The 25,376-nt window shown below is 72.7% G+C and carries 27 protein-coding genes; 15 read left to right on the forward strand and 12 right to left on the reverse strand.

The annotated features are described in order from the left end of the window. Nucleotides 1-82 precede the first annotated feature (82 nt). Nucleotides 83-538, forward strand: a complete 456-nt coding sequence (locus DEJ50_RS21480; protein WP_150209576.1) for a sec-independent translocase — start codon at nucleotides 83-85, stop codon at nucleotides 536-538. Between the two features lie 122 nt (nucleotides 539-660). Continuing rightward, entirely contained in the window at nucleotides 661-1,380 is a 720-nt protein-coding gene (locus DEJ50_RS21485; protein WP_150209577.1) for a hypothetical protein, read from the forward strand. 213 nt (nucleotides 1,381-1,593) lie between these two features. On the opposite strand, the gene DEJ50_RS21490 is transcribed toward DEJ50_RS21485, so the two are convergent. The 3 genes from DEJ50_RS21490 to DEJ50_RS21500 form a co-directional block, all read right to left on the reverse strand. Further along, nucleotides 1,594-2,757 carry an Mrp/NBP35 family ATP-binding protein gene (locus DEJ50_RS21490; protein ID WP_150209578.1) on the reverse strand — a complete coding sequence of 388 codons (1,164 nt, stop codon included), beginning with the start codon at nucleotides 2,755-2,757 and terminating at the stop codon, nucleotides 1,594-1,596. 42 nt (nucleotides 2,758-2,799) lie between these two features. Then, nucleotides 2,800-3,306 (reverse strand): DUF1003 domain-containing protein, encoded by a 507-nt coding sequence (locus tag DEJ50_RS21495; RefSeq protein WP_150212274.1) that lies wholly within the window; start codon nucleotides 3,304-3,306, stop codon nucleotides 2,800-2,802. Between the two features lie 199 nt (nucleotides 3,307-3,505). Beyond that, complete coding sequence (locus DEJ50_RS21500) at nucleotides 3,506-4,777, reverse strand: magnesium transporter MgtE N-terminal domain-containing protein (protein WP_150209579.1); 1,272 nt, start codon at nucleotides 4,775-4,777, stop codon at nucleotides 3,506-3,508. Between the two features lie 162 nt (nucleotides 4,778-4,939). Here DEJ50_RS21500 and DEJ50_RS21505 point away from each other — a divergent pair, with 162 nt between their 5' ends. Next, nucleotides 4,940-5,749: a hypothetical protein gene (locus DEJ50_RS21505; RefSeq protein WP_411757687.1), complete on the forward strand. Its 810-nt coding sequence runs from the start codon at nucleotides 4,940-4,942 to the stop codon at nucleotides 5,747-5,749. Here DEJ50_RS21505 and DEJ50_RS21510 read toward each other — a convergent pair. Both DEJ50_RS21510 and DEJ50_RS21515 read right to left on the reverse strand, forming a co-directional pair. Next, on the reverse strand, nucleotides 5,746-6,258 hold the full coding sequence (locus tag DEJ50_RS21510) for a hypothetical protein (RefSeq protein WP_150209580.1): 513 nt from the start codon (nucleotides 6,256-6,258) through the stop codon (nucleotides 5,746-5,748). The genes DEJ50_RS21505 and DEJ50_RS21510 overlap by 4 nt on opposite strands. Nucleotides 6,259-6,301: 43 nt before the next feature. After that, nucleotides 6,302-7,420: a magnesium and cobalt transport protein CorA gene (locus tag DEJ50_RS21515; protein ID WP_150209581.1), complete on the reverse strand. Its 1,119-nt coding sequence runs from the start codon at nucleotides 7,418-7,420 to the stop codon at nucleotides 6,302-6,304. Between the two features lie 269 nt (nucleotides 7,421-7,689). Here DEJ50_RS21515 and DEJ50_RS21520 point away from each other — a divergent pair, with 269 nt between their 5' ends. The 4 genes from DEJ50_RS21520 to DEJ50_RS21535 all read left to right on the forward strand — a co-directional run bounded on the left by DEJ50_RS21520 (nucleotide 7,690) and on the right by DEJ50_RS21535 (nucleotide 10,711). Further along, complete coding sequence (locus tag DEJ50_RS21520; RefSeq protein WP_150209582.1) at nucleotides 7,690-8,286, forward strand: suppressor of fused domain protein; 597 nt, start codon at nucleotides 7,690-7,692, stop codon at nucleotides 8,284-8,286. 84 nt (nucleotides 8,287-8,370) lie between these two features. Next, nucleotides 8,371-9,021 (forward strand): DUF6758 family protein, encoded by a 651-nt coding sequence (locus DEJ50_RS21525; protein ID WP_150209583.1) that lies wholly within the window; start codon nucleotides 8,371-8,373, stop codon nucleotides 9,019-9,021. Nucleotides 9,022-9,168: 147 nt separating this feature from the next. Further along, a complete protein-coding gene (locus DEJ50_RS21530; protein WP_150209584.1) occupies nucleotides 9,169-10,041 on the forward strand; it encodes a PHP domain-containing protein in 873 nt (290 codons plus the stop codon). 64 nt (nucleotides 10,042-10,105) lie between these two features. Then, nucleotides 10,106-10,711, forward strand: coding sequence for a MarC family protein (locus DEJ50_RS21535; protein WP_150209585.1), 606 nt, complete (start codon nucleotides 10,106-10,108; stop codon nucleotides 10,709-10,711). A gap of 77 nt (nucleotides 10,712-10,788) precedes the next feature. Here the strand turns inward: DEJ50_RS21535 and DEJ50_RS34015 are convergent, their stop codons facing one another. From DEJ50_RS34015 to DEJ50_RS21545, 3 genes are all read right to left on the reverse strand, one after another. Continuing rightward, nucleotides 10,789-10,929 carry a hypothetical protein gene (locus DEJ50_RS34015; RefSeq protein ID WP_190344601.1) on the reverse strand — a complete coding sequence of 47 codons (141 nt, stop codon included), beginning with the start codon at nucleotides 10,927-10,929 and terminating at the stop codon, nucleotides 10,789-10,791. Nucleotides 10,930-11,025: 96 nt separating this feature from the next. Further along, a complete protein-coding gene (locus DEJ50_RS21540) occupies nucleotides 11,026-11,883 on the reverse strand; it encodes an alpha/beta hydrolase (protein WP_150209586.1) in 858 nt (285 codons plus the stop codon). 104 nt (nucleotides 11,884-11,987) lie between these two features. Next, nucleotides 11,988-13,967: a DEAD/DEAH box helicase gene (locus tag DEJ50_RS21545; protein ID WP_223837864.1), complete on the reverse strand. Its 1,980-nt coding sequence runs from the start codon at nucleotides 13,965-13,967 to the stop codon at nucleotides 11,988-11,990. Between the two features lie 477 nt (nucleotides 13,968-14,444). On the opposite strand from DEJ50_RS21545, the gene DEJ50_RS21550 reads away from it, so the two are divergent. Next, entirely contained in the window at nucleotides 14,445-15,203 is a 759-nt protein-coding gene (locus DEJ50_RS21550; protein WP_150209588.1) for a ferritin-like fold-containing protein, read from the forward strand. A 110-nt stretch (nucleotides 15,204-15,313) separates the two neighbouring features. Here the strand turns inward: DEJ50_RS21550 and DEJ50_RS21555 are convergent, their stop codons facing one another. From DEJ50_RS21555 to DEJ50_RS21570, 4 genes are all read right to left on the reverse strand, one after another. Then, the gene (locus DEJ50_RS21555) at nucleotides 15,314-15,610 is read right to left on the reverse strand and encodes a hypothetical protein (protein WP_411757627.1); all 297 of its coding nucleotides are present in this window, start codon (nucleotides 15,608-15,610) and stop codon (nucleotides 15,314-15,316) included. A gap of 132 nt (nucleotides 15,611-15,742) precedes the next feature. Next, a complete protein-coding gene (locus tag DEJ50_RS21560) occupies nucleotides 15,743-15,970 on the reverse strand; it encodes a DUF3107 domain-containing protein (RefSeq protein WP_190344603.1) in 228 nt (75 codons plus the stop codon). Nucleotides 15,971-16,104: 134 nt separating this feature from the next. Beyond that, nucleotides 16,105-16,746, reverse strand: a complete 642-nt coding sequence (locus DEJ50_RS21565; protein ID WP_150209590.1) for a TetR/AcrR family transcriptional regulator — start codon at nucleotides 16,744-16,746, stop codon at nucleotides 16,105-16,107. A 124-nt stretch (nucleotides 16,747-16,870) separates the two neighbouring features. After that, nucleotides 16,871-17,086 (reverse strand): hypothetical protein, encoded by a 216-nt coding sequence (locus tag DEJ50_RS21570; protein ID WP_150209591.1) that lies wholly within the window; start codon nucleotides 17,084-17,086, stop codon nucleotides 16,871-16,873. Nucleotides 17,087-17,220: 134 nt separating this feature from the next. On the opposite strand from DEJ50_RS21570, the gene DEJ50_RS21575 reads away from it, so the two are divergent. From DEJ50_RS21575 to moeZ, 7 genes are all read left to right on the forward strand, one after another. After that, the gene (locus tag DEJ50_RS21575) at nucleotides 17,221-18,195 is read left to right on the forward strand and encodes an alpha/beta fold hydrolase (protein ID WP_150209592.1); all 975 of its coding nucleotides are present in this window, start codon (nucleotides 17,221-17,223) and stop codon (nucleotides 18,193-18,195) included. A gap of 6 nt (nucleotides 18,196-18,201) precedes the next feature. Then, nucleotides 18,202-19,605 (forward strand): DUF3152 domain-containing protein, encoded by a 1,404-nt coding sequence (locus DEJ50_RS21580; protein ID WP_150209593.1) that lies wholly within the window; start codon nucleotides 18,202-18,204, stop codon nucleotides 19,603-19,605. Between the two features lie 177 nt (nucleotides 19,606-19,782). After that, a complete protein-coding gene (locus DEJ50_RS21585; RefSeq protein ID WP_150209594.1) occupies nucleotides 19,783-21,273 on the forward strand; it encodes a glycosyltransferase in 1,491 nt (496 codons plus the stop codon). After that, nucleotides 21,270-22,334, forward strand: a complete 1,065-nt coding sequence (locus tag DEJ50_RS21590) for a hypothetical protein (protein WP_150209595.1) — start codon at nucleotides 21,270-21,272, stop codon at nucleotides 22,332-22,334. The genes DEJ50_RS21585 and DEJ50_RS21590 overlap by 4 nt, the downstream gene beginning before the upstream one ends. Beyond that, nucleotides 22,331-23,323, forward strand: a complete 993-nt coding sequence (locus tag DEJ50_RS21595; RefSeq protein ID WP_150209596.1) for an NAD-dependent epimerase/dehydratase — start codon at nucleotides 22,331-22,333, stop codon at nucleotides 23,321-23,323. The genes DEJ50_RS21590 and DEJ50_RS21595 overlap by 4 nt, the downstream gene beginning before the upstream one ends. After that, the gene (locus DEJ50_RS21600; protein ID WP_150209597.1) at nucleotides 23,311-24,066 is read left to right on the forward strand and encodes a spherulation-specific family 4 protein; all 756 of its coding nucleotides are present in this window, start codon (nucleotides 23,311-23,313) and stop codon (nucleotides 24,064-24,066) included. Before DEJ50_RS21595 ends, DEJ50_RS21600 begins: the two co-directional genes overlap by 13 nt. Nucleotides 24,067-24,127: 61 nt before the next feature. Further along, nucleotides 24,128-25,306, forward strand: coding sequence for an adenylyltransferase/sulfurtransferase MoeZ (moeZ, locus tag DEJ50_RS21605; RefSeq protein WP_150209598.1), 1,179 nt, complete (start codon nucleotides 24,128-24,130; stop codon nucleotides 25,304-25,306). Nucleotides 25,307-25,376 lie beyond the last annotated feature (70 nt).

The following is a 25,376-nucleotide window of genomic DNA, read 5'->3' on the forward strand; positions in this document are numbered from 1 at the left end:
ATGAGGGAGCGAGGTGTCATTCGGCGGAGAACGGCGGGTACCGTTGTCGAGGCCCGATGGATGAGAGCCGAGGAGCGGCAAGGTGTTCAACGACATAGGCGGCCTTGAGCTGGTCACCATCGTGGTGCTCGCCATTCTCATCTTCGGCCCGGACAAGCTGCCCAAGGTCATCCAGGACGTCACCGGATTCATCCGCAAGGTCCGCGCGTTCTCGGACAGCGCCAAGGAAGACATCCGCTCGGAGCTCGGACCGGATTTCAAGGACTTCGAGTTCGAGGACCTGAACCCCAAGACCTTCATCCGCAAGCAGCTGACCGAGAACGAGGATCTGAAGGACATCCGCACCAGCTTCGACCTGCGCAAGGAGCTGGGCGAGGTCACCGACGCCGTCAACGGCAAGGAGCCGGAGACCGCCGCCGGTGTGACCGCCACGGGTGCGACCGCCGCTTCCGGTACGACCGGCGCCCCCGACCTGCTGAAGAAGCCCGCGGTGCCCGCGGCGGAGCAGCGCACCCCGTTCGACGCAGACGCCACCTGAGTCTCCTCCGCCGCGGCCTGCCGGGTCAGAGCGGGCCGGGTGGCTATTCTCTCCATCTGTCCGGATGCAGGACGCCCGAGGGGGGCGGGATGTTCCGGATCCCACGGAACGAGAGGCCGCAGATGGAGACCACCAGCAGTAGCCGGGTCGGGGTTCAGCCCGCCGCCGAGGAGACCGCCTCGGCACCGGCCCCCACGCCCAGCCCCGCAGCGGAACAGGAACACGGCGGACCGCAGCCCGTCCCGGTCGCCCGGCGCGCCGTACCCAACTACCTGAAGGCCGAGTTCCCCTGGTACGGGCTGGACGAGGCGTTCACCGGGCCGCGCTGGCTGATGCAGCTGGGCACGGCCGCCGACGGCACCGTGGAGCACGGCTCCGTCGGGCACGGCGACGAGCCCTCCGTCCGGGGCGAGATCGCGACCGGCGAGAAGGAGCGGTTCGCGGTGGTCGTCACGGTCGCCAGCAACCCGCTGCGCCGCAGCGGGGACGGCACCGGTGTCCTGGAGGCCACCTCGGTCTCCTCGGCGGCCTGGCTGGCCGGCTCCGGGCTGCTGGCGTTCTCCTGGCCGGGCCAGATGGACCACAACCTGCGGAACGACTGGCTGGACCAGCAGACCGAGGCGGCCTGGGAGCTGGCGGACGACCTGGCGGGGCCGGACTGGTCGACGCTGTCCCTGCCGGTGGACGGGGTGCCGACACCGTTCCACTACCGCGAGTCCGAGTTCGGCTGGGTCCTGGCCGGCTCCACCGAGGCGGGGGTCCACCTGGGGGCGTACGGGCGGGGGATGAGCGCGTACGGTCTGGCGTTTGCGAAGGCTGGCGACTTGGCGGCGTACGCGTAGACCGCCGTGTGGGCAGTCGTGCCGCTGGGACGGCACGGGTGGGCACACGGCACGACGGCCCGCACCGGCCGCGCAGCGTGCTCCGCACCCCCGGGTACAGCGAAGGCCACCGCCTGGCGGCGGTGGCCTTACACGCTGCGCGGTCCCTGCGGGTGCGCGTTCCGGTGTGCCCACCCGTTCCGCCCTGCGGAACGAATGCCCACAACCGGTTCGTCAGAACTTGTTGCGGGGGGTGATGCCCAGGGACATGCCGGCCAGGCCGCGCGCGCGACCGCCGAGCTTGCCGGCGATCGCCCGGAGCGCCGAACCCGCCGGGGAGTCGGGGTCCGCCAGGACCACCGGCTCGCCGTTGTCCCCGCCCTCCCGCAGCCGCACGTCGATCGGGATCTGCCCCAGCACCGGCACCGTCGCGCCGGTCGTCTTCGTCAGGCCGTCCGCGACCAGCTGGCCGCCGCCCGTCCCGAACACGTCGACCATCTCGTCGCAGTGCGGGCACGGCAGCCCGGACATGTTCTCGACCACGCCGACGATCTTCTGGTGGGTCTGCACGGCGATCGAGCCCGCCCGCTCCGCGACCTCGGCAGCCGCCTGCTGCGGAGTGGTGACGACCAGGATCTCCGCGTTCGGCACCAGCTGGGCCACCGAGATCGCGATGTCACCGGTGCCCGGCGGCAGGTCCAGCAGCAGCACGTCCAGGTCACCCCAGAACACGTCCGCCAGGAACTGCTGGAGCGCCCGGTGCAGCATCGGACCGCGCCACACCACCGGCGCATTGCCCGGGGTGAACATCCCGATGGAGATGACCTTCACGCCGTTCGCCGACGGCGGCATGATCATGTTCTCGACCTGGGTGGGCCGGCCCTCCACGCCCAGCATGCGCGGCACGCTGTGGCCGTAGATGTCCGCGTCGACCACGCCGACCTTCAGCCCGTCGGCGGCCATCGCCGCGGCCAGGTTGACCGTCACCGAGGACTTGCCGACGCCGCCCTTTCCGGAGGCCACCGCATACACCCGGGTCAGCGAGCCCGGCTTGGCGAAGGGCACCTCGCGCTCGGCGGTACCGCCGCGCAGCGCGGCGGCCAGCTCCTTGCGCTGCTCGTCGCTCATCACGTCCAGGGTGACGGCGACCGAGGTCACGCCCGGGACCTTCGCAACGGCGTCCGTGACGTTCTTGGTGATGGTCTCGCGCATGGGACAGCCCGACACCGTCAGGTAGACCGTGACGGCGACCGCACCGCCGTCGCCGACCTCCACCGATTTGACCATGCCGAGCTCGGTGATCGGCCGGTGGATCTCGGGGTCGTTCACCGTCGCCAGCGCGTCCAGGATCGCGTCCTGCCCGGGCACGGCGGCGGCGGAGCTTGTGTCGGTAGCCATGCCCCGATGGTACGGCCCGGTAGCGGGCCCCGGGAAAGAGCGCTAGCGGTCGCCTTCGTCACTCTCGAGCGGGAATAGACGCCGCTCGTCCATCTCCTTGATCAGATCCTGGAACTCGGACCTGATCCAGTCGCGTGTCGCGACCTCGCCCAGGCCCATCCGCAGCGCCGCGATCTCCCGGGTCAGGTACTCCGTGTCCGCGATCGACCGCTCGTTCTGCTTGCGGTCCTGCTCCAGGTTGACGCGGTCCCGGTCGTCCTGCCGGTTCTGCGCGAGCAGGATCAGCGGAGCGGCGTACGAGGCCTGCAGCGACAGCGCCAGGGTCAGGAAGATGAACGGGTACTCGTCGAACCGCAGTCCGGCCGGCGCGAAGATGTTCCACAGCACCCAGACGATGATGACCAGGGTCATCCACACGATGAACCGGCCGGTGCCGAGGAACCGGGCGATCTTCTCCGAGACCCGGCCGAAGGCCTCCGGGTCGTACTCGGGCAGCAGCCGCCGCCGGGCCGGCCGCGGCAGGTCCAGCCGGGCCCGCGACCGGGTCAGCGCGCTGGACCCGGTGCGCTCGCCGGCCGCGAACGAGGACTTCGTCCGCTCGGCCCGCTCGGCGCCCTCCTCCGACCGCGCCCGGTCCGCGAGCCCGTGCGCGCGGGCATGGCGGCGCGCCGCCTCGCGCCGCTCCCGCAGCGCCTCCCGGCGGCTCTCGCGCCCCTGCTCCCGCTGTCCGTCCCTACGGGGGCTGCGTTCAGTGCCCACGCACGGTCTCCTCCGAGTGGAAGTCGGTCTCGCGCCAGTCGTCCGGCAGCAGGTGGTCCAGTACATCGTCCACGGTCACCGCGCCCAGCAGTGAGCCGCTCTCGTCGACCACCGGCACCGCCACCATGTTGTACGCGGCGAGGTAGCTGGTCACGGCCGGCAGCGAGGCGTCCGGCCGCAGCGGCGGCAGGTCGGTGTCCACGATCGAGCTGACCAGGGTGAACGGGGGATCCCGCAGCAGCCGCTGGAAGTGCACCGTGCCCAGGTACTTGCCGGTCGGGGTCTCGTCCGGCGGCCGGCACACATACACCTGCGCGGCCAGCGCGGGGGAGAGGTCGGCCTGCCGGACCCGGGCGAGGGCGTCCGCCACCGTGGCGTCCGGCCGCAGCACGATCGGCTCGGTGGTCATCAGACCGCCCGCGGTGTTCTCCTCGTACGACAGCAGACGCCGCACATCGGCCGCGTCCTCCGGCTGCATCAGCGTCAGCAGCCGCTCCTGGTCGTCCTCCGGCAGCTCGGACAGCAGGTCGGCCGCATCGTCGGGGTCCATCGCCTCCAGGACGTCGGCGGCCCGCTCCTCCTTCAGCTTGCCCAGGATCTCGATCTGGTCGTCCTCCGGCAGCTCCTCCAGGACGTCCGCGAGCCGGTCGTCGTCGAGGGCGTTGGCGACCTCGGCCCGCCGCTTCGGCGTCAGGTGGTGCAGGACGTTCGCCAGGTCGGCCGGCCGCATCTGCTCGAAGGTGGCGACCAGGCTCTCGGCGCCCTGCCCGTGCTCCTCCAGCGAGAAACCGGTGACCGCCGACCACTCCACGGTCAGCGCCTCGCCACGGCGGCGCAGCGCACCCGCCTTGCCCTTCCGTACGAAGATCCGGTCGATCTCCCAGTCGCGGCGGGCCGGCAGCTGCTGGATGGCCACGTCCACGACGGTGACCTCCTCGCCGGTGGCGACCAGCTTCACCCGGCGGTCCAGCAGCTCGCCCAGGACCAGCCGTTCGGTGGGACGCTGCTCGAACCGCCGCAGGTTGATGACACCGGTGGTGATGACCTGGCCGGACTCCACGCCCGTCACCCGGGTCATGGGGAGGAAGATCCGCCGGCGGCTGACCACCTCCACCACCAGGCCCAGCAGCCGGGGCGGCCGGCCGCCGACGCGCAGCATCGCGACCAGGTCGCGGACCCGGCCCACCTGGTCGCCGTTGGGGTCGAAGACGGGTACACCCGACAGATGCGAGACAAAGATCCGAGGGGCGCTTCCAGCCATCCGAGCGCCTCCTGGTGCGTTCACATCCTCCGGTTCCGAGCCTCAGGCTAGCCCGTGCCGCGAGGAACCGCGCTGGTGGGGCGGTCCGCCCGGACCCGGGAGGCGGATCGGGGCCGGGTACGCTGCCTGCTGCCCGCCAACGACGACGAGAGGCATCCGCCCGTGACCGCGTGTTTCCCTGTTGCACGGCTGCGCCGCGCCGCCGGTGTCGGTGCCCTGTGTGTCGGCCTCGCCGTCGCCGCCACGGGCTGCGGGGAAGAGCCCGATCCCGACAAGGGCACCAACGGGGTCGGCAAGCTGTCCGCCGACCAGATCGAGGACAAGGCGCGGGACGCCGCGACCGCCGCCGATTCGGTCCGGCTGTCCGGGAGGGTCGTCAGCGGCGGGAAGACCTTCACCATCGACATGCGCCTCAAGTCGGACGGCGGTTCCGGCGAGGTGAAGTCGCAGGAGAACACCTTCCAGCTGCTCCGGGTGGGTGAGCAGCTCTACCTGAAGGCGGACGCCGCGTTCTGGGGGCAGTCCGAGGCGGCCGGCAAGCTCGGCGACAAGTTCGTGAAGGTCCCCGAGGGCGACCCCTCCTACAAGCAGCTGCGCGGGTTCACCGACATGGACGTGCTGCTGGACGGGCTGCTCGGCCTGGACGGCAAGCTCGACAAGGGCCCCTACGCGAAGGTCGGCCCGACCCGCACGATCTCGGTCACGGCCGACAAGGGGGCGGGCGGCAAGCTGGCCGTCTCCCTGGAGGGCACCCCGTACCCGGTGCGGATGGAGCGGGCGGGCGGCGCGGGCACGGTGGAACTCGCCGACTGGGGCACCACGTTCCAGATCGAGGCGCCGCCGGAGGACCAGACCGTGGACTACGGCTCCCAGCTGCCCACCACCAAGGGCACCGGCTCCGGAGCCGGTTCGGGCGGCTCCGGTTCGGGCGGCTCCGGCTCCGGCCAGGGCGCGGACCCCGGCCAGGGCTAGGCCCCGCGCTTCTTCCGCTTCAGCAGCAGCTTCGGCAGCGCCGCCGGCACCGGCCGGCGGGTGATCCCCGGCGACGGCAGCGGCGCGGCGGCGTGCGAGCCGTCGGGCAGCTCCGTATGGGCGGCCTCCGGCTCCAGCCGCAGCAGCCGGCACTCGCGGGCCCAGCGCTCGGTCATCGTCTCGGAGTCGGGCGCGTTCAGCCGCTTGGTCTTGAGCTCGGCCGCCGCCGCCTCCCAGGCCTCGCTGCCCGGCTCCAGCTGCCGCACCCGGGCCGTCCAGGCCACCAGCCGGCCGCCCTTGTCCTTGCTCCGTACGGTCACCTCGGCGGCGGCACCGTCCGCCAGCCCCGGGAACGGCTGCTCGCCGGGCCCGTCGCCCAGCACGTGCGCGGCCCCGTCCACCCAGGCGTGCCAGAGCCCCCGGTCGGGCCCGGTGCCCCGGACCCAGATGAGGCCGGACTTCTTGGTGGCCTCCTCGACGAGGGCCAGCTCGAGTGCGCTGAGAGTCATGCGCACAGGGTAGGCGGCGGAAAGGCGGTCCACCGCCCCACCCCTACAACCAGCCGTTGCGGCGCAGGGCCCGGTGGATGGTGAAACAGATGCCGACGATCGAGGCCATCACCATCGGATAGCCGTACTTCCACTGGAGCTCGGGCATGTGATCGAAGTTCATCCCGTACACACCGCAGATCATGGTCGGCACCGCGATGATCGCCGCCCATGAGGTGATCTTGCGCATGTCCTCGTTCTGCGCCACCGTCGCCTGCGCCAGGTTCGCCTGGAGGATCGAGTTCAGCAGCTCGTCGAAGCCGATGACCTGCTCGTGGACCCGGGCCAGGTGGTCGGCCACGTCCCGGAAGTACTTCTGGATGTCCGGGTCCACCAGCCGCATCGGCCGCTCGCTGAGCAGCTCCATCGGCCGCATCAGCGGGGACACCGCCCGCTTGAACTCCAGCACCTCGCGCTTGAGCTGGTAGATCCGTCCGGCGTCGGCCCCGCGCGGCCCGCCCTTGCCGGCCGGGGCCGCGAAGACCTCGCTCTCCACCAGGTCGATGTCGTCCTGCACGGCCGCCGCGACCGCGATGTAGCCGTCGACCACGTGGTCGGCGATCGAGTGCAGCACCGCCGAGGGGCCCTTGGCGAGCAGCTCCGGCTCGTCCTCCAGCCGGTGCCGCAGTCCCTTGAGCGAGCCCTGGCCGCCGTGCCGGACGGTGATGACGAAGTCCCGGCCGCTGAAACACATCACCTCGCCGGTCTCCACGACCTCGCTGGTGGCGGTGAGTTCGTCATGTTCGACGTAGTGGATGGTCTTGAAGACGGCGAACAGGGTGTCGTCGTAGCGCTCCAGCTTCGGCCGCTGGTGTGCGTGCACCGCATCTTCCACGGCCAGCGGGTGCAGTCCGAACTCGGCGGCGATGCCGGCGAATTCGGCCTCGGTCGGCTCGTGGAGGCCGATCCAGGTGAAGCCGCCGTCCCGGCGCACCTCGCGCATGGCCGCACGCGGGGTGGGGCACGCGGTCTTGGGCAGTCGGCGGCCGTCGCGGTACACCGCGCAGTCGACGACCGCGCTGGTCGCCGAGGGGTCGCGGGTGGTGTCGTACCCGGGCTGGACGGGGGTGGACTTGCGCAGCGAGGGGCGCACGGCTGCGCGCAGGTCACGGATCATCGACATGGCAGGCTCCTTCGCACGGCTGCGGGCCGTGCGGGTGGGAGGCCCTCCGCGGGGCACGAGCCGGTGACTACCGGCGGCGCGCGGAAGGAACAGGACGACGGGGAGTGTGGCTGGGGCCGGTACTGCACGATCGACTTCGATCCACCGCAGCCCCACCTCCTCCGGCCGGTCCCCCGTGGGGGATGTCCTGTCCAGCGGTCAACACTATCAGCCGACAGATGGTCAAAGCCCTGGTTTTACCCACCCCATATGAGTTCTATGCTCGCTCCATGGCAGATCTTCTGGCTCTCGTCGAAGCCCGGCTGCGCACCGCACTGGGTGAACCCGATGCCCGGGCGGCCGTCACCTTCCTTGGCACCGACCGCATCGAGGTGCTCCGGTTCCGGGCGTCCGACGAGGGCGGGGCCCTTGTCCGGTACGCCACCCTCGGCATGGCGGCGCAGCCGATGGCCGACCCGACCGCCGTGGTCGCCGACCCCGTGCGCGGGCCCCGCGCCGAACTGGTGCTGACCGTGCGGGCCGGCCTCGCGGAGACCGACAAGGTGCTCCGCCCGCTGGCCGTCCTCGCCGCCACCCCGCAGGTGGAGGGGCTGGTCGTGGCCCCCGGTGCCTCGCTGGACCTGGGTGAACCGCTGTGGCCCGGGGCGCCGTTCGGCTCCGTACTGGTTGCCGAGCCCGGTGGACTGGTGGCGGATCTGGACCTCGACGAGCCGATGGATCCGGTCCGCTTCCTCCCGCTGCTGCCGATGACCGCCAACGAGGCCGCCTGGAAGCGGGTGCACGGTGCGGCGGCCCTTCAGGAACGCTGGCTGGCGCGCGGCACGGACCTGCGCGATCCGCGCCGCGGCTCGGTCGCCCTGGACTGACCCCCGCCGGCGGGGGTACGGATCGCCTCCGGACGGGTGATCGTCCCTTGACGCGGCCCCGGCCGGGGAGGAACGTGGCTTCTTATGAGGGGTGAACCGAGTTGCCCGAAGTGCGGTGGCCGGGTCAGGGCGCCCGGACTTTTCGCCGACTCCTGGCAGTGCACGGTGCACGGCCCCGTCCACCCCTTGCAGCCCATCCTCCCGCCCAGCGTCGAAGGCCTCGGCGTGGTCGTGAACCGCACCCGGGTGCCGGTCTGGATGCCCTGGCCGCTGCCGGTCGGCTGGCTGTTCACCGGGATCGCCTCGGCCGGGGACGACCGCAGCGGCGGCCGGGCCACCGCGGTGGCCTGTTCGGGGCCGGGCCCGCTCGGGGGGATCGGGGAGCTGCTGCTCGTCGCCGAGGAGCTCGGCGTGGGCCTCGGGGCGCGCTACGCGGGCATCGACGGCCCTGATCCGGGGGCCGGTCTGAACGTATCCGGTCCGCCGCACGCCAAGGTGATCGCGGCCGGCCGTCCCACCCCCCTCTGGCACGTGGCCGGCACCCCCGAGGACCGTGCGGTGTTCGCGGGCGAGGCCCGCGGGCTGTGGCTGTGGGCGGTGGTCTGGCCCGAGCAGTCGGGCCTGCTGATGTACGACGAGCTGGTGCTGACGGATCTGCGGGACGCGGGCGCGGAGGTGGAGCTCCTGCCCTGCGGGGCGCTGAGCCCGCGCATCCTGTCACCCGGGCCCGGGTAGCGCCCCTCCGGCTCTCACCCCCCGGCCCCCGCCCCCGGCTGGTGTGCCGGTCCGGCCGTCGGGCCGGGCTTCGAGCCGGGCTTCGAGCCGGTGATCCGCCGGTTATCCTGAGGTGTCCCCCGTCCGTCCTGCCCCTGGAGCCGTGCTGTGCGCATCGATCTGCACACCCACTCCACGGCCTCCGACGGTACGGACACCCCCGCCGAGCTGGTCCGCCATGCGGCTGCCGCCGGGCTGGACGTCGTCGCCCTGACCGATCACGACACGGTCGGCGGCCACGCCGAGGCCATGGCCGCGGTCCGGGCCCTGCCTGCCGGTTTCACCCTGGTCACCGGCGCCGAACTGTCCTGCCGTCGAGACGGCATCGGACTGCACATGCTGGCCTACCTCTTCGACCCGGCGGAGCCCGAGCTCGCGCGCGAGCGGGAGCTGGTCCGGGACGACCGGACCCCCCGAGCCCAGGCGATGATCGGCAAGCTGCAGGCCCTGGGCGTGCCCGTCACCTGGGAGCAGGTGGCGCGGATCGCCGGCGAAGGCTCGGTGGGCCGCCCGCACATCGCGACGGCGCTGGTCGAGCTGGGCGTCGTACCGACGGTCTCGGACGCCTTCACCCCGGACTGGCTGGCCGACGGCGGCCGGGCGTACGCGGAGAAGCACGAGCTGGACCCCTTCGAGGCCATCCGCCTGGTCAAGGCGGCCGGCGGGGTCACGGTCTTCGCGCACCCGGCCGCGGTCAAGCGCGGCCGGTGCGTCCCGGAGAGCGTGATAGCGGAGCTGGCGGCGGCGGGCCTGGACGGTATCGAGGTCGACCACATGGACCACGACACCGCCACCCGGGCGCGGCTGCGCGGTCTCGCGGACGAGCTGGGGCTGCTGGTCACCGGTTCCAGCGACTACCACGGCAGCCGCAAGACCTGCCGGCTCGGGGAGTACACCACGGACCCCGAGATCTACGGCGAGATCACCCGCCGTGCCACGGGTGCCTTCCCGGTGCCGGGCGCGGGCGGACGCCCCGCATAGCCGGCCCCGGGCCGGCCGCGTCCCCGTTTTCATCTCACCACTTCTGCAAGGCCAAGGCTTCTCTGTGTTCGACTTCGCCGTTTTCGGATCCCTTTTTCTCACCCTTTTTGTGATTATGGACCCCCCGGGGATCACGCCGATCTTCCTCGCGCTGACCTCGGGCCGCCCCGTCAAGGTGCAGCGCAAGATGGCCTGGCAGGCCGTCTGCGTGGCCTTCGGGGTGATCGCCGTCTTCGGCATCTGCGGCCAGCAGATCCTGGACTACCTGCATGTCTCGGTGCCCGCGCTGATGATCGCGGGTGGTCTGCTGCTGCTCCTGATCGCGCTGGACCTGCTGACGGGCAAGACGGACGAGCCCAAGCAGACCAAGGACGTGAACGTGGCGCTGGTGCCGCTGGGCATGCCCCTGCTGGCCGGTCCGGGTGCCATCGTCTCGGTGATCCTGGCCGTCCAGAAGGCCGACGGCTTCGGCGGCCAGGTCTCGGTCTGGTCGGCGATCGTCGCCATGCACGTGGTGCTGTGGCTGGTCATGCGCTACTCGCTGGTGATCATCCGGGTGATCCGCGACGGCGGCGTGGTCCTGGTGACCCGGCTGGCGGGCATGATGCTGTCGGCGATCGCCGTCCAGCAGATCATCAACGGTGTGCTGCAGGTGGTGCAGGGCGCCTGACCCCGGACCTGCGCCGAAGGCCCCGCTCCGGTCCGGAGCGGGGCCTTCGGCGTGTGTGCGGCAGGCGGAGGAGGACGCTACTCGGCCGGCCGGATGAGAATGCGCTGGCCCACCGCGGCGGCCTGCTGCACGATCCGGTTGACGGAGGCCGCGTCCACGACGTCACTGTCCACGGCGTTTCCGTCGACATCGTCCAGGCGCAGAATCTCGAAGCGCACGGGCTTCTCCCTTCGTCGGTGTTCTCCTTGCAGAGGGTCCAACGAAGTGTAGGGGCCAATCATTCCCTACGCTAAGGAAATTTTTTCACTGGCTAACTACTGGCGGGTTGCGACGGACCTCCAGAACGCCGCCAGCGCGGCAGCCGTGGCCGGGGCGTCCTCCGCGTTGGGCGAGTGCTCCGTCCCCGGGATCACCACGCGTGCCGCGCCCAGCCGACGGGCCATGTCGTCCAGGGACGGGACCGGCCAGGCGTAGTCCACCGCACCGGAGAGCACCAGCTTGGGCAGCTCCACCCGGGCCAGCTCGGCCACCCGGTCGGGCTCCGAGATCAGCGTCCGGCCGGTGGCGATCAGCTGCTCGGGCACGGTGGACAGCCAGCGCCCGCGCAGGAACCCGGCGAGTTCGGGGGTGTCCGGGACCGCATCCTCCGGATCCTGCGCGCGCATCGCCGCCCACACCCCGGCCATGTCCTCCCGCATCACCTCCAGGGCCCCGACCAGCAGCTTCGTACGGGCCTGCTGGGCCTCGGCGATGGCGGCGGGCCCGCTGCTCATCAGGGTGAGGCTGCGGAACGGAGCGGCATCGCGGATCACTGCGGCGCGGGAGACCAGCCCGCCGAGGGAGTGCCCGAGGAGGTGGACGGGCGTGCCGAGGGCGGCGGCCTGGGCCAGCAGGTCCCGGGCCAGCTCGTCCAGGGAGTACGCCGACTCCTCGCGCGGGCCGGGGCTCTCGTACTGCCCGCGCCCGTCCACCGCGAGCACCCGGAAGCCGGCGCCGGCCAGCGGCTCCAGCAGCCCGATGAAGTCCTCCTTGCTGCCCGTGAACCCGGGGACCAGCAGGGCCGTGCCGTGCACCGGCTCGCCGGCCTCGTGCACGGCGAACGCGCCGCGCGAGGTCTCCAGGAGGCGGGCACGGGCACACGGGGGCAGCGTCAGTCGCGGCGGCTTGCTCATGCCGCCACGTTACTGGCCGGTCGGGCCAGTGCGGGAGCACCCCGGACACGCCGAAGGCCCGGCCCCCCCCCAAGAGGGAGGGCCGGGCCTTCGGTCCGTGCGGCTTACGCCTCGGGAGCCTCCGCGGCCTTCCGGGTCCGGGTGCGGCGCGGCTTGGCCGGAGCCTCCTCGGTGACCGGGGCCACCGGGGCCTCGGCCACGGCGGCGGTCTTGCGGGGCCGGGTGGTCCGGCGGGCCTTCACCGGTTCGACCGGGGGAGCCATCTGGAAGTCCGGCTCCGGGGCCACCGGGACCTCGGCCACGGCGGCGACGGCCTTGCGGGGCCGGGTGGTCCGGCGGGCCTTGACCGGCTCGACCGGCGGAGCCATCTGGAAGTCCGGCTCCGGGGTCTCGACCGCGGCGACGGCCTTGCGGGCCCGGGTGCGGCGCGGCTTGGCCGGAGCCTCCTCGGCGGCCGGAGCCACCGGGGCGGCCTCGGTGACCGCAGCCACCGGGGTCTCGACCGCGGCGACGGCCTTGCGGGCCCGGGTGCGGCGCGGCTTGGCCGGAGCCTCCTCGGCGGCCGGAGCGGCCTCGGCCTCGACGACCGGGCTCACCGGAGCGGCCACGGCCAAGGCGGCGGCAGCGGACGCGGACGAGGGCGAGGTGGACCGGGTCCGGCGGCGACGCGGCCTGCGCGGCTCCAGGGCGGCCTCCTCCGCCACCGGGGCGGCCTCGGCGACCGGAGCGACCGGAGTGTCCACCGCGGCCTCGGCTGCCACCTCCGCACCACCGCGGGTGCGGCGGCGCTGGCGCGGCGTCCGGGTGCGCGCCGGACGCTCCTCGGTCACCACCGCGGAGGCGGCGGCGGACTTGCGGCCACGGCCGCCGGTCTCGCCCAGGTCCTCCATGACCTCGGCCTTGAGGCCCGCCCGGGTGCGCTCGGCGCGCGGCAGGATGCCCTTGGTGCCGGCCGGGATGTTCAGCAGCTCGTACAGGTGCGGGGACGTCGAGTACGTCTCCTCGGGCTCGTGGAAGTCCAGCTCCAGCGCCTTGTTGATCAGCTGCCAGCGCGGGATGTCGTCCCAGTCGACCAGGGTGACGGCCGTGCCCTTGGCGCCCGCGCGGCCGGTACGGCCGACCCGGTGCAGGAAGGTCTTCTCGTCCTCGGGGGACTGGTAGTTGATGACGTGGGTGACGCCCTCGACATCGATACCGCGAGCCGCGACATCGGTGCAGACCAGGACGTCCACCTTGCCGTTGCGGAAGGCCCGCAGGGCCTGCTCGCGCGCGCCCTGGCCCAGGTCGCCGTGGACGGCGCCGGAGGCGAAGCCGCGCCGCTCCAGCTGCTCCGCGATGTCCGCGGCGGTGCGCTTGGTACGGCAGAACACCATGGCCAGCCCGCGGCCCTCGGCCTGCAGGATCCGGGAGACCAGCTCCGGCTTGTCCATGTTGTGCGCGCGGAACACGTGCTGGGTGATGTTCGCGACGGTCGCGCCCTCGTCGTCCGGCGCGGTGGCGCGGATGTGCGTGGGCTGCGACATGTAGCGGCGGGCCAGGCCGATGACCGCACCCGGCATGGTCGCCGAGAACAGCATCGTCTGCCGCTTGGGGGGAAGGAAATTGATGATCTTCTCGACGTCGGGCAGGAAGCCCAGGTCGAGCATCTCGTCGGCCTCGTCCAGGACCAGCGCCTTGACGTGCGACAGGTCGAGCTTGCGCTGGCCCGCGAGGTCCAGCAGGCGGCCCGGGGTGCCGACGATCACGTCGACGCCCTTCTTGAGCGCCTCGACCTGGGGCTCGTACGCGCGACCGCCGTATATGGCGAGGACGCGGACATTGCGGACCTTGCCGGCGGTCAGCAGGTCGTTGGTGACCTGGGTGCAGAGCTCTCGCGTCGGGACGACGACCAGGGCCTGCGGGGCGTCGGTCAGCTGCTCGGGCTTGGCCCGGCCGGCCTCGACGTCCGCGGGGACGACGACCCGCTCCAGCAGCGGAAGGCCGAAACCGAGCGTCTTGCCGGTTCCGGTCTTCGCCTGGCCGATGACGTCCGTGCCGGAAAGGGCGACGGGGAGGGTCATCTCCTGGATCGGGAAGGGGGACACGATGCCGACGGCCTCAAGGGCCTCGGCCGTCTCGGGAAAGATACCGAGGTCTCGGAACGTAGTCAGGGTGCTGCCTCTTCTGTGAGACGCGGCGCGAGGCGGCGAGGGGGGTCGTACCGTGCCTGGCCTGTAGTACTTGCCTTGTACGTACGAAGCTGCGCGGGACCACTGCCTTCGCTCAAGCGCGCTCATGCCGCTGAGGGGGCCCCTCATGGGAGGCGGTACGCATGAACGTACACACCACACCGAGGGCGGTCGGTTGGAGCCGATCGGGCCACCGACCGGGCATCCTCATTCAGATGGCCCGTCGAGTATTCGGCAGGCGCATTACCACTGTACCCCGGAATCGCGCAGGTGTGTCGGGTGAATTCACCGGGTCGGCGCTCGGCGCCTTGTCAGCGGGGCACTGCACAACGCATCGGGCAACGCATCGGGCGGGTGGTTCCCGCGGGCATTCAGCGGGCTATTGTGCGGAGCATGTCGACCGAAGAAAACGTACCGCCGCCCGCCGAAGACGCCGACGGCGGCGCCACCGGGATCGCCGCCCAGAGCTGGGCCGATGCCTCCGCCTCGCCGCAGTACCGGGCTGCCGTCGTGGACCTGCTGGGCGCCCTCGCGTACGGAGAACTCGCGGCGTTCGAGCGGCTGGCCGAGGACGCCAAAATGGCACCCACCCTCGCCGACAAGGCAGAGCTCGCAAAGATGGCCTCCGCCGAATTCCACCACTTCGAGCGGCTTCGTGACCGGCTCGCGGCGGTCGACGCCGAGCCCACCGCCGCCATGGAGCCCTTCGCCAAGGGCGTGGACGACTTCCACCGCCAGACCGCGCCCTCGGACTGGCTGGAGGGCCTCGTCAAGGCCTACGTCGGCGACTCCATCGCCAGTGACTTCTACCGCGAGGTGGCCAGCCACCTCGACTCCGACACCCGCGCCCTGGTGCTCGGCGTGCTGGACGACACCGGCCACGGCAACTTCGCCGTCGAGAAGGTCCGCGCCGCGATCGAGGCGGACCCGCGCGTCGGCGGCCGGCTCGCGCTGTGGGCCCGCCGCCTGATGGGCGAGGCCCTCTCGCAGGCGCAGCGGGTGGTCGCCGAGCGCGACGCCCTCTCCACCATGCTGGTCGGCGGGGTCGACGGCATGGCCGCCGGCTTCGACCTGGCGGCCGTCGGTGAGATGTTCGCCCGGATCACCAAGGCGCACACCAAGCGGATGGCGGCGCTGGGCCTCGCGGCCTGAACCACCGGTACCCCCCCCGCACCACCGGCACCACAGACACGCGAGGGCGGCCCCGGAGCACTCGGCTCCGGGGCCGCCCTCGCATGTCCCGTACGGTCACATCCGGTCAGTCATGAGGGGACCGAAAACGGAGCCCGCCGCCCCGACCTCCCCGGGCGTCCGGCCGGACGCAGCAGCAGGGACAGCACCACCGCGGACACCAGCGCCGCTCCACCGAAGGTCGCGGCCGGGGTGTTATGGCCCGGACCCAGCGCGAAGTGCGTCAGATAGGCGCCGAAAAGCGCTCCCGCCACGCCGCTGACCAGCACCGACCGGGGCGAGGGCAGCCGCCCTCCCAGGACTCTCAGCGCGGTGGCGGACAGGACCAGGCCCAGCAGGGCCGAGCCGAGCGCTTCCATCAGCAGCATGAGGTTCCTCCCAGGGGTCCGGGCAACCGGGTCACTGCCCGTCCTACCCGAAGCGGAACAAAGGGAAACGGCCCGGCGGGGGTTCCCCGCCGGGCCGTTCCACAGCAGTCCGTCGTGCCCGGACGCCCGCGCTCAGAGAGCGCCGAAGCCCACCTTGCGGGCGCTCGGCTCGCCGATGTCGACGTACGACAGCCGGTCCGTCGGCACCAGGACCTTGCGGCCCTTGGTGTCGGTGAGCGAAAGCAGCTGCGACTTGCCCGTGAGCGCGTCGGTGACGGCCTTCTCGAGCTCCTCGGCGCTCAGTTCGGTCTCCAGCACGATCTCCCGGGGTGCGTGCTGCACGCCGATCTTGACCTCCACGGCTCTGTCCCTCCGACGTCTCCGGGTCGCGCGATCACCGCGCCGTACACCGGACACATTAGCCCGGCCAGAGGACCCGGACGGCGTACCGGGGGAACGCTCGCAGCGAACAGCTCACCCCGGGCCGCAAAGGATCAGTGCTGCTCCGTGCCGTGCAGCGGGAAACCGGCGATACCGCGCCAGGCCAGCGAGGTCAGCAGGCCGACCGCCGTCTCGCGGGCCACCGGGCTCTCGCTGGACAGCCAGTACCGGGCGACCACCTGGGACACCCCGCCCAGGCCCACCGCCAGCAGCATCGACTCGTCCTTGGACAGCCCCGTGTCCTCGGCGATCACGTCCGAGATGGCCTCCGCGCACTGCAACGACACCCGGTCGACACGCTCGCGCACCGCCGGCTCGTTGGTCAGATCGGACTCGAAGACCAGCCGGAAGGCGCCCCCCTCGTCCTCCACATAGGCGAAGTACGCGTCCATCGTCGCCGCGACCCGCAGCTTGTTGTCGGTGGTCGAGGCGAGCGCGCCCCGCACCGCCTGCAGCAGTGCCTCGCAGTGCTGGTCCAGCAGCGCCAGATAGAGGTCGAGCTTGCCGGGGAAGTGCTGGTACAGCACCGGCTTGCTCACTCCCGCGCGCTCGGCGATGTCGTCCATCGCCGCCGCATGGTAGCCCTGCGCGACGAACACCTCCTGGGCCGCGCCCAGCAGCTGGTTCCGTCGGGCTCGGCGCGGCAGTCGCGTGCCCCGCGGGCGCGCCGCCTCGGTCTGCTCGATGGCTGTCACGCCGCCTCCCACTTTCTCCTTGACACAGTGCGCTGTGCGCCGCGCCCGCCATCGTACTTTTCGGTAACCGAATCTGGAGGGTCCAGACCGAGATTTCTCGCGGTACGGACGCCCTAAGCGCTGGTCAGCGGTAGTCCTCATCATCGAGTTCCACGATCCGCGCCTGCTCCGCGGCATCCCCCTCGGTGGCCTCGCCCCGCTCATGCCCGGTGAGCGGATCGTCCTCCTGCGGGCTGAGGTCCTTCTGCTGCTCGGAGGCGTCCGCCTCGGGGGCCTCCGGGTCCAGCGTCTCCGCGAACTGGTCCTGGAAGGTGTCCGGCTCCGCTGGGTCGGCGCTCATGGGGCTCCCCTCATTTCCGTGCCCCGCATTCATCTCTCAAGTACGAGCCTAGGAGAGTCGGGGGCCCACCGCTACGCAGACTTGTGACCGCGGACACACGGATTGCGGCGTGATCGTCTCGTAACATTGGCCGCATGTCTTCGACCGAGCTGCCGGGTGTACGGTCCGCCGCCGAGCTGTCCACGCCCGCCGGCGGGGTCCGGGTGGCCGAGGGGGAGCGGCTGCGCAGCGTCGCCCTGCCGGGTCTGACGCTGACCGTGCGGTCGAGGCCGCCGGCCCGCGAAGGACTGCCGCCCGCCCTGTACGTGCACGGGCTCGGCGGCTCCTCGCTGAACTGGTCCGCCCTGATGGAGCTGCTGGAGGACACCGTCGACGGCGAGGCCGTCGACCTCCCCGGCTTCGGGGACTCGCCGCCGCCGGCCGACCGGAACTACTCCGTCACCGGACTCGCCCGGGCGGTGATCCGGTACCTCGACGCCAGTGGCCGCGGGCCCGTCCACCTGATCGGCAACTCCCTCGGCGGCGCCGTCACCACCCGGATCGCGGCCGTCCGGCCCGACCTGGTGCGCTCGCTCACCCTGGTCTCGCCCGCCCTGCCGGAGCTGCGGGTGCAGCGCACCGCGGTGCCCACCGCCCTCCTCGCGGTCCCCGGCGCCGCCGCCCTGCTCGGCCGGGTGACCCGCGGGCTGACCGCCGAACAGCGCACCCGCGGGGTGATGGGCCTGTGTTACGGAGACCCCTCCCGGGTGACGCCCGAGGGTTTCCGGAACGCGGTGGAGGAGATGGAGCGCCGGATGGCCCTCCCCTACTTCTGGGAGGCCATGAGCCGTTCCTCCCGCGGCATCGTCGACGCCTACACTCTCGGCGGGCAGCACGGACTGTGGCGGCAGGCCCAGCGGGTCCTCGCCCCGACCCTGCTGGTCTACGGTGGCCGGGACCGGCTCGTCTCGTACCGTATGGCGCGCAGGGCCGCCGCGGCCTTCCGCGGCTCGCGGCTGCTGACCCTGCCGGAGGCCGGCCACGTGGCGATGATGGAGTACCCCGAGGTGGTCGCCGAGGCCTTCCGGGGCCTGCTCAGAGACAACAGCACCAACGACGACAAAGGCTGAGGACCCGTGGGACGACACAGTCGCAAGGCCCCCACCGCGGGCCCGGCTGCCGTCACTCCGCCATCCCCGGACCCCGGTCCCGGCGCTGCCGCAGCCGCTGCCGCGGGTGGTTTCCCCGGTCGTCGGCGCCGGGGCGAACAGGCCGTCATCCACCAGGGATACGGACAGCAGCCCGCGCCCGAGGTGCTCGCCGGGCACCCCGAGCAGCGCGAGCCCGGCGGCGGCTGGGGCGCGGCCCCCGGCGCGGCGTACGACACGCGATCCGGCGCTCTCTACGACACGGGAGCCGGCGCCGTCTACGGCGACTGGCGCGGAGCGTCGCGCCCCGTTCCCACGCCCATGCCCGGCCCGTACCCCGACCCGTACCCCGGCCACGGCGGACCCGACCGCCATACCCCGGCCTTCGGCACACCCGCCGCCGGCTTCCCGCGGGTGGACCTCGACCCCCCGGATGGGAATGCGGTCACCTCCACCGGCTCGCACCGCCGGGTGCCGGTACCGCGGACCGGTGACGCCGAGCCGCCCGTCGCGCCCGTGACCAGCCGGGGCGCCAAGGTCCGTACGTACACCGGCATGGCGGCGGCGGCCGTCACCACCGTGCTCGCCGTGGTGGTGGCCGGGCAGGTCGTGGCCGAGGACGACGCCGGCCGGACCGGCACGCACGCGGCCGGCGACGGCGGCAAGAACCGGGCCGCGGCCGGACAGTCCGCGGCCTCCCGCTCCGACGAGCGGCCCACCCCGGACGCCTCGCAGTCCTCCTCCTCCGCCGTCGCCGCCGCCCCCGCGGCCCCGCCGGTCCCCGTGGAGAAGTCCTACGAGCAGAAGATGGCCGAACAGTTCCCGATCGACCCGAAACTCAAGGGTCCGGGAACCTTCGACGCCGTGCCGGGCGTGGCCAAGGCCCCCGGCAAGGGGAAGGTCGTCCGCTACCGGGTGGACGTGGAACAGGGCCTCGGCATGGACGGACAGCTGTTCGCCGAGGCCGTGCAGCGCACCCTCAACGACGACCGCAGCTGGGCGCACAACGGGGTGCGCACCTTCGAGCGGGTGCCCTCCGGCGAGGTCGAGTTCGTGATCACGCTGGCCAGTCCGGGAACCACCGGGATCTGGTGCGCCAAGTCCGATCTGGACACCACGGTCGACAACGTCTCCTGCGACTCGGCCTCCACCGACCGGGTGATGATCAATGCCTTCCGGTGGGCCCAGGGCTCGCAGACCTATGGCCCACAGGCGATGTTCGCGTACCGGCAGATGCTGATCAACCACGAGGTCGGCCACCGGCTCGGGAACGGCCACGTCAGCTGCCGCACCCCCGGGGCCCTTGCGCCGATCATGCAGCAGCAGACCAAGTCCCTCGATATCGACGGAATCCGGTGCAGGCCCAATCCCTGGGTCTATCCCGGGAATTGAGGTATTTCCGGCTTCGCGTCCGCCGGGTGTAGCGCGGTCGAACGCCACCCGTACGGGAAAGTTACGCTCCTTCACCCCTTCCGGTGGCGCGACGGACAACCGTCCGTCGCGCCACCGGCATATCCGCTTGAGTTCTCCCGCGGCGAACCGCCGTAACGGAGAACGGGGGTGCCACGCGTGCGGATCGGATTGCTGACGGACGGTGGTTCGAGGCTGTGGTGCGAGCGGCTCGTGCGCGGGCTCCCACAGCACGAGTTCGTGCTCTACGCCCAGCCGCCGGCCGGCGAGGACCGCCGGGCGACGGGCCGCAGCCCCCGGCGCCGGGACCGGCAGGCCTTCGTACCGGCCTTCCGGGACCTGGTCGCCGGTATCTGTACGGCCGACGGCACCGCCTTCGCGGCCGGCCTCTACGGCCTCGCCGAACTGGCCCGGGAACAGGGCGGGCTGACCGCGGCCCTGCGCTCCGAGGACGCCCTGCGCCTCCTGGAGGCCGGCTGCCGGGTGCCGGCCGCCGGCCGGACCGTACAGGCGGCCCGGGTCCCCGACCTGATCGAGGTCGTGGGCGGGCTGGCGCAGGCGCTGCGCCCGCTCTCCCTCGACTGGTACGAGGAGCTCGGCGCGGCCGATGTCGTGCACGCCTCGGCCGGCGGAGTGGCGGCCCTGCCCGGGCTGTTGGCCAAACGCTTCTTCGGAGTGCCGCTGCTGGTCACCGAGTACGGGGTCCAGCTCCGCGCGCACTACCTGAAGCCCGGCGGCGACGGCCCGGACCGGCCCGCGGTACGGGCGCTCCTGGCCTCCTTCCAGCTCCGGCTGGCCGCCGAACTGTACGCGCAGGCCGACCTGCTGACCCCCGGTCATGCGCATGCGCGGCGCTGGCAGGAGCGGTGCGGGGCCGCGCGGGCGCGGCTGCGCACGGTCCACCCCGGGATGGAGGCGGACCGATTCGCCACCGTCGGGGAAGCCGCCGACCAGGGGGATCCCGGCACCGTGGTCTGGGTCGGCCGGATCGACCCCGCGAAGGACCTGATCGGTCTGCTGCACGCGTTCGCCGAGGTCCGGCGGGGGGTGCCGGGAGCCCGGTTGCGGATCTTCGCCACGGGCACGGGATCACCGGCCTATCTGGCGGACTGCCGGGCCCTGGCCGCCCAGCTGTTCCCCGACGAGGCGGTGGACAGCCTGTCGCCGGGGGAGAACCCGGTGGCCTTCGAGGAGATCGGCGGCCCGGACGCGCCCTCGCTCGCCGATGCGTACGGGTCGGGCCGGGTGGTGGTCTCCTCCTCCGTGGTGGAGGGCTTCCCGGTCACCCTGGCCGAGGCGATGTTCTGCGGGCGGGCCACCGTCTCGACGGACGTGGGCGCGGTGTTCGAGGTGATCGGCGGCACCGGGCTGGTGGTTCCCCCGCGCAACCCGCGGGCGCTGGCGGAGGCCTGCGTGGCCCTGCTGCGGGACCCGGAGCGGGCCGCCCGGCTGGGAGCGGCGGCCCGGGCGCGGGCGCTGGAACTGTTCACGGTCGAGCAGAACGTGGCCGCGTTCCGGGAGATCTACCTGGACCTGATCGCGAGCGGGCCGGGGGTGGAGCGGGCGGGGGCGGATGCCGTGCCGTTCGCCCGGCCGGCGGAGGCGAGGGTGCCGGGGCACTGGACGACACCGTCCTGGGCTACGGCATGACCCGCCCCCACCCCGCGGTCCCCGGCCCGGGCACCGAGCCGGGCCGCGGCACCGAGCCCGGCCCCGCTGCCGAGCCCGGCGCCGCCCCGGCCTCCCCGACAGGCCTGGAGGTGCCCTGGCGCGGCACCATCGCCCAGGGTTTCGCCCCCACCCCGGCCGGGCCGCGGCGCGGCGGCGGGGATCCCGTCAAGGCATTGATGCGGCGGCACCGGGAGCTGTGCGAGAGGGCCGTCGATCCGCTGGAGATCGCCGCCGGGCTCGAAGCCCTCGGGGTCACCGACCGGACCGCCGCCCGGTTCCGGCACCGGGACGTCTTCTCGCTGGCCGAGGAGATCTACGCCCGGGTGCCCCGGACCACCGCCCCCGCGGAGGAACGGGCGGAGCAGCGGGACCGGCGGGTGCTGCGCGGCTGCGCATACGCGCTGGTGCCCGGCGGGCTCGTCTGGGCCCTCGCCGCCGCCGTGCCCGCCGGCCCGGTCGCCGCGGCCCTCACCGGGCTGGTGCTCGCCGCGGCCCTCGTCCGGCCGTCCCGGCCGCCGCGCGGCACGGCCGCCGCCCACCTGATCGCCGCCGTCGGCCTCGGCTGGGCCGTGCACCGGCACGGTCCGGCCATCGGCCTCGCCCTCGCCCTGGCCGTCGTCCCCGCCCATGCGGCCGTCCTCGGTCATGCCGCGCAGGCCCGGCGCCGGCTCGCCGCGAGCCGGACCCTGGCCGAGTTCACCGCCATGGCCCGGCCCCTGCCACTGCTCGCCGCCACCGCCGCCACCGCGCTCGCCCTGCCGCTGCTCGCCGCCACCGGCACAACCGGCCCCGCCCTGCCGCTCGTACCGCTGCTGTTCCTCGCCCGGCTGCTGCTCGCCCACGGAGTGCGCCACCCGGTCACCGCCGCCCTCGCGCTCGGGCTGCTGCCGGTGCCCGGCGCCGCCCTGGCCGGGACGGGCTGGCTCCTCGTACACGCCACCATCGCGCTGTCCCGCGCATCCGCACACACCCGTAGCCATGACAGGGAGAAGGAGAAGGACATGACCGGCCAGCCAACCAACCAAGGGGCCGCGCAATGAGGGTGCTGCTGATCGGAGCCAACGGATACCTCGGCCGCTACGTCGCCGACCGGCTGCTCGCCGACCCCGCCGTGCAGCTCACGGCGCTCGGCCGGGGGGACGACGCCGACGTGCGGTTCGACCTCGCGACCGGCAGCCCCGGCGCGCTGACCCGGTTCCTGGACGCCGTCCACCCCGGGGTGGTCGTCAACTGCGCCGGAGCCACCCGCGGCGGGGCCCGCGACCTGACCCGGCACAACACCGTGGCCGTCGCCACCATCTGCGAGTCCCTGCGCCGCAGCGGCTGCGGGGCCCGGCTGGTCCAGCTCGGCTGTGCCGCGGAGTACGGGCCCAGCCAGCCCGGCTCCAGCACCGCCGAGGACGCCGTGCCCAGACCCGGCGGCCCGTACGGGGTGAGCAAGCTGGCCGCCACCGAGCTGGTGCTCGGCTCCGGGCTGGACGCCGTGGTGCTGCGGGTGTTCTCGCCCGTCGGGCCCGGCACCCCCGCCGGCTCCCCGCTCGGCCGGCTCGCCGAGGCCATGCGCCGCGCCATGCAGTCCGGGGACAGTGAGCTCAAGCTGAGCGGGCTCGGGGTGCAGCGCGATTTCGTCGACGTACGGGACGTGGCCCGCGCGGTGCACGCGGCGAGCCTGTCCGCCGCGCAGGGCGTGGTGAACATCGGCACCGGCCGGGCCGTGCGGCTGCGCGACGCCGCCGCCGTGCTCGCCCGGGTCGCGGGATTCGGCGGCGCCCTGCACGAGCTCGACGCGGTCGCTCCGCAGCACGGCCTGCCCGGCCGGCACATCGGGATCGGAGCCCCGCGCTCGGAGGCCACCGCCGAGCAGCTCGCCGCCGCCGCGGCCCAGCCCGCGTACCCCTATCCGGACGGTTGCGGCGCCTGGCAGCAGGCCGATGTCCGCACCGCCCGGGACCGGCTCGGCTGGCGCCCCCGGATCAACCTGGAGGAATCGCTGGCGGACATCTGGATGGAGGCGGCATGCCGCATCTGACCACCCCGCCGGGGGCGGCCCCGGCCGCCACCGGGGCCGGACGGCTGGGCCTGGGGGTGCCCGGGTACGCCCATCCGCTGCTGGCCCCCGCCGAGTGGGGCGAGCTCGCCCGGCCCGGTACCCCGGTGCACTGGGCCGTGCTGAACGTCACGGACGGTCCCGGACAGCGGCCCGATCCGCATGTCTCGGAGGCCGCCCGCCGGCTGCGCGAAGCCGGCGGTACCCTGCTCGGCCATCTCGCCATGCGGAACGGTGAACGGACCTTCGGAGAGCTGGTCTCCGACGCCCACCGGTACCTGGACTGGTACCGGGTCGGCGGCTTCTACCTGGCCGGGGCCCCCGCCGGCCGGGAGGAGCTGGCGGCGGTGCGCCGGCTGACGGACACCCTGCGCACGCTGCACGACGGGCTGCGGATCGTGCTCGGCCACGGCACCCACCCCTGCCCCGGCTACGCCGAGGCCGCCGACCAGCTGGTCACCTTTTCCGGGGCGTGGTCCGACTACCGCTGGTCGCAGGTGGCCGAATGGACGGCGGAACACCCGCCGGAGCGCTTCTGCCACCTGGTCCACGGGGTTCCGCGGACCCATCTGGAGGAGGCGATGCGGGTCGCCCGCTGGCAGGGGGCCGGGACCGTCTGGTTCACCGACCGCTCGGACCGCCGCGGCGGGCAGGACCCCTGGGCCGGAATGCCCGCGTACTGGGACGAAATTGTCTCGCGTATCGGACAGGGTGTCTCGGAATGAAGAAGGGCGTGGCAGTGTTACGGGAAGAACCACCGTTCAGACTTAGACCTCCGGAGTCCCCGTGTCGCTGCCACCCCTGGTCGAGCCAGCCGCCGAGCTGACCGTTGACGAGGTCCGTCGGTACTCCCGCCACCTGATCATCCCCGATGTGGGGATGGAGGGCCAGAAGCGTCTGAAGAACGCCAAGGTGCTCGCCGTGGGTGCGGGCGGCCTCGGCTCGCCCGCCCTGATGTACCTGGCCGCGGCCGGTGTCGGCACGCTCGGCATCGTCGAGTTCGACGAGGTCGACGAGTCGAACCTGCAGCGCCAGATCATCCACAGCCAGGCGGACATCGGCCGCTCCAAGGCCGAGTCGGCGCGGGACTCCGTCCTCGGCATCAACCCGTACGTGAACGTGGTTCTCCACGAAGAGCGGCTCGAAGCCGAGAACGTGATGGAGATCTTCGGCCAGTACGACCTGATCGTCGACGGCACGGACAACTTCGCCACCCGCTACCTGGTCAACGACGCCTGCGTGCTGCTGAACAAGCCGTACGTGTGGGGCTCGATCTACCGCTTCGACGGCCAGGCCTCGGTGTTCTGGTCCGAGCACGGCCCCTGCTACCGCTGCCTCTACCCGGAGCCCCCGCCGCCGGGCATGGTCCCCTCCTGCGCCGAGGGCGGCGTACTGGGTGTGCTCTGCGCGTCCATCGGCTCCATCCAGGTCAACGAGGCGATCAAGCTGCTCGCCGGCATCGGCGAGCCGCTGGTCGGCCGCCTGATGATCTACGACGCCCTGGAGATGCAGTACCGCCAGGTGAAGATCCGCAAGGACCCCGACTGCGCGGTCTGCGGCGAGAACCCGACCGTCACCGAGCTCATCGACTACGAGGCCTTCTGCGGCGTCGTGTCGGAGGAGGCCCAGGAGGCCGCCCTGGGTTCGACGATCACTCCCAAGCAGCTCAAGGAGTGGATCGACGACGGCGAGAACATCGAGATCATCGATGTCCGCGAGATCAACGAGTACGAGATCGTCTCGATCCCCGGCGCCAGGCTGATCCCCAAGGGCGAGTTCCTGATGGGCAGCGCGCTCCAGGACCTGCCGCAGGACAAGCGCATCGTCTTGCACTGCAAGACGGGTGTCCGCAGTGCGGAAGTCCTCGCGGTGCTGAAGTCCGCGGGCTTCGCGGACGCGGTGCACGTCGGCGGCGGCGTGATCGGCTGGGTCAACCAGATCGAGCCGCACAAGCCGGTCTACTAGGCCGAACGACCGGAGGGGCCGTACCGCGCGGGATGCGGTGCGGCCCCTCCGGCGTGCGCGGGCCCTGCCC

Origin of the sequence: Streptomyces venezuelae (assembly GCF_008642295.1) — a bacterium.
GTDB classification, from domain to species: domain Bacteria; phylum Actinomycetota; class Actinomycetes; order Streptomycetales; family Streptomycetaceae; genus Streptomyces; species Streptomyces venezuelae_C.

Bases quoted from the DNA above. Each gene is read 5' to 3' on its own strand.
- DEJ50_RS21485 (WP_150209577.1), top strand. From the start codon at position 661: ATGGAGACCACCAGCAGTAGCCGGGTCGGGGTTCAGCCCGCCGCCGAG.
- DEJ50_RS21490 (WP_150209578.1), bottom strand. From the start codon at position 2,757: ATGGCTACCGACACAAGCTCCGCCGCCGCCGTGCCCGGGCAGGACGCG.
- DEJ50_RS21500 (WP_150209579.1), bottom strand. From the start codon at position 4,777: ATGGCTGGAAGCGCCCCTCGGATCTTTGTCTCGCATCTGTCGGGTGTA.
- DEJ50_RS21510 (WP_150209580.1), bottom strand. From the start codon at position 6,258: ATGACTCTCAGCGCACTCGAGCTGGCCCTCGTCGAGGAGGCCACCAAG.
- DEJ50_RS21515 (WP_150209581.1), bottom strand. From the start codon at position 7,420: ATGTCGATGATCCGTGACCTGCGCGCAGCCGTGCGCCCCTCGCTGCGC.
- DEJ50_RS21520 (WP_150209582.1), top strand. From the start codon at position 7,690: ATGGCAGATCTTCTGGCTCTCGTCGAAGCCCGGCTGCGCACCGCACTG.
- DEJ50_RS21525 (WP_150209583.1), top strand. From the start codon at position 8,371: ATGAGGGGTGAACCGAGTTGCCCGAAGTGCGGTGGCCGGGTCAGGGCG.
- DEJ50_RS21540 (WP_150209586.1), bottom strand. From the start codon at position 11,883: ATGAGCAAGCCGCCGCGACTGACGCTGCCCCCGTGTGCCCGTGCCCGC.
- DEJ50_RS21550 (WP_150209588.1), top strand. From the start codon at position 14,445: ATGTCGACCGAAGAAAACGTACCGCCGCCCGCCGAAGACGCCGACGGC.
- DEJ50_RS21555 (WP_411757627.1), bottom strand. From the start codon at position 15,610: ATGCTGCTGATGGAAGCGCTCGGCTCGGCCCTGCTGGGCCTGGTCCTG.
- DEJ50_RS21570 (WP_150209591.1), bottom strand. From the start codon at position 17,086: ATGAGCGCCGACCCAGCGGAGCCGGACACCTTCCAGGACCAGTTCGCG.
- DEJ50_RS21575 (WP_150209592.1), top strand. From the start codon at position 17,221: ATGTCTTCGACCGAGCTGCCGGGTGTACGGTCCGCCGCCGAGCTGTCC.
- DEJ50_RS21590 (WP_150209595.1), top strand. From the start codon at position 21,270: ATGACCCGCCCCCACCCCGCGGTCCCCGGCCCGGGCACCGAGCCGGGC.
- DEJ50_RS21595 (WP_150209596.1), top strand. From the start codon at position 22,331: ATGAGGGTGCTGCTGATCGGAGCCAACGGATACCTCGGCCGCTACGTC.
- DEJ50_RS21600 (WP_150209597.1), top strand. From the start codon at position 23,311: ATGCCGCATCTGACCACCCCGCCGGGGGCGGCCCCGGCCGCCACCGGG.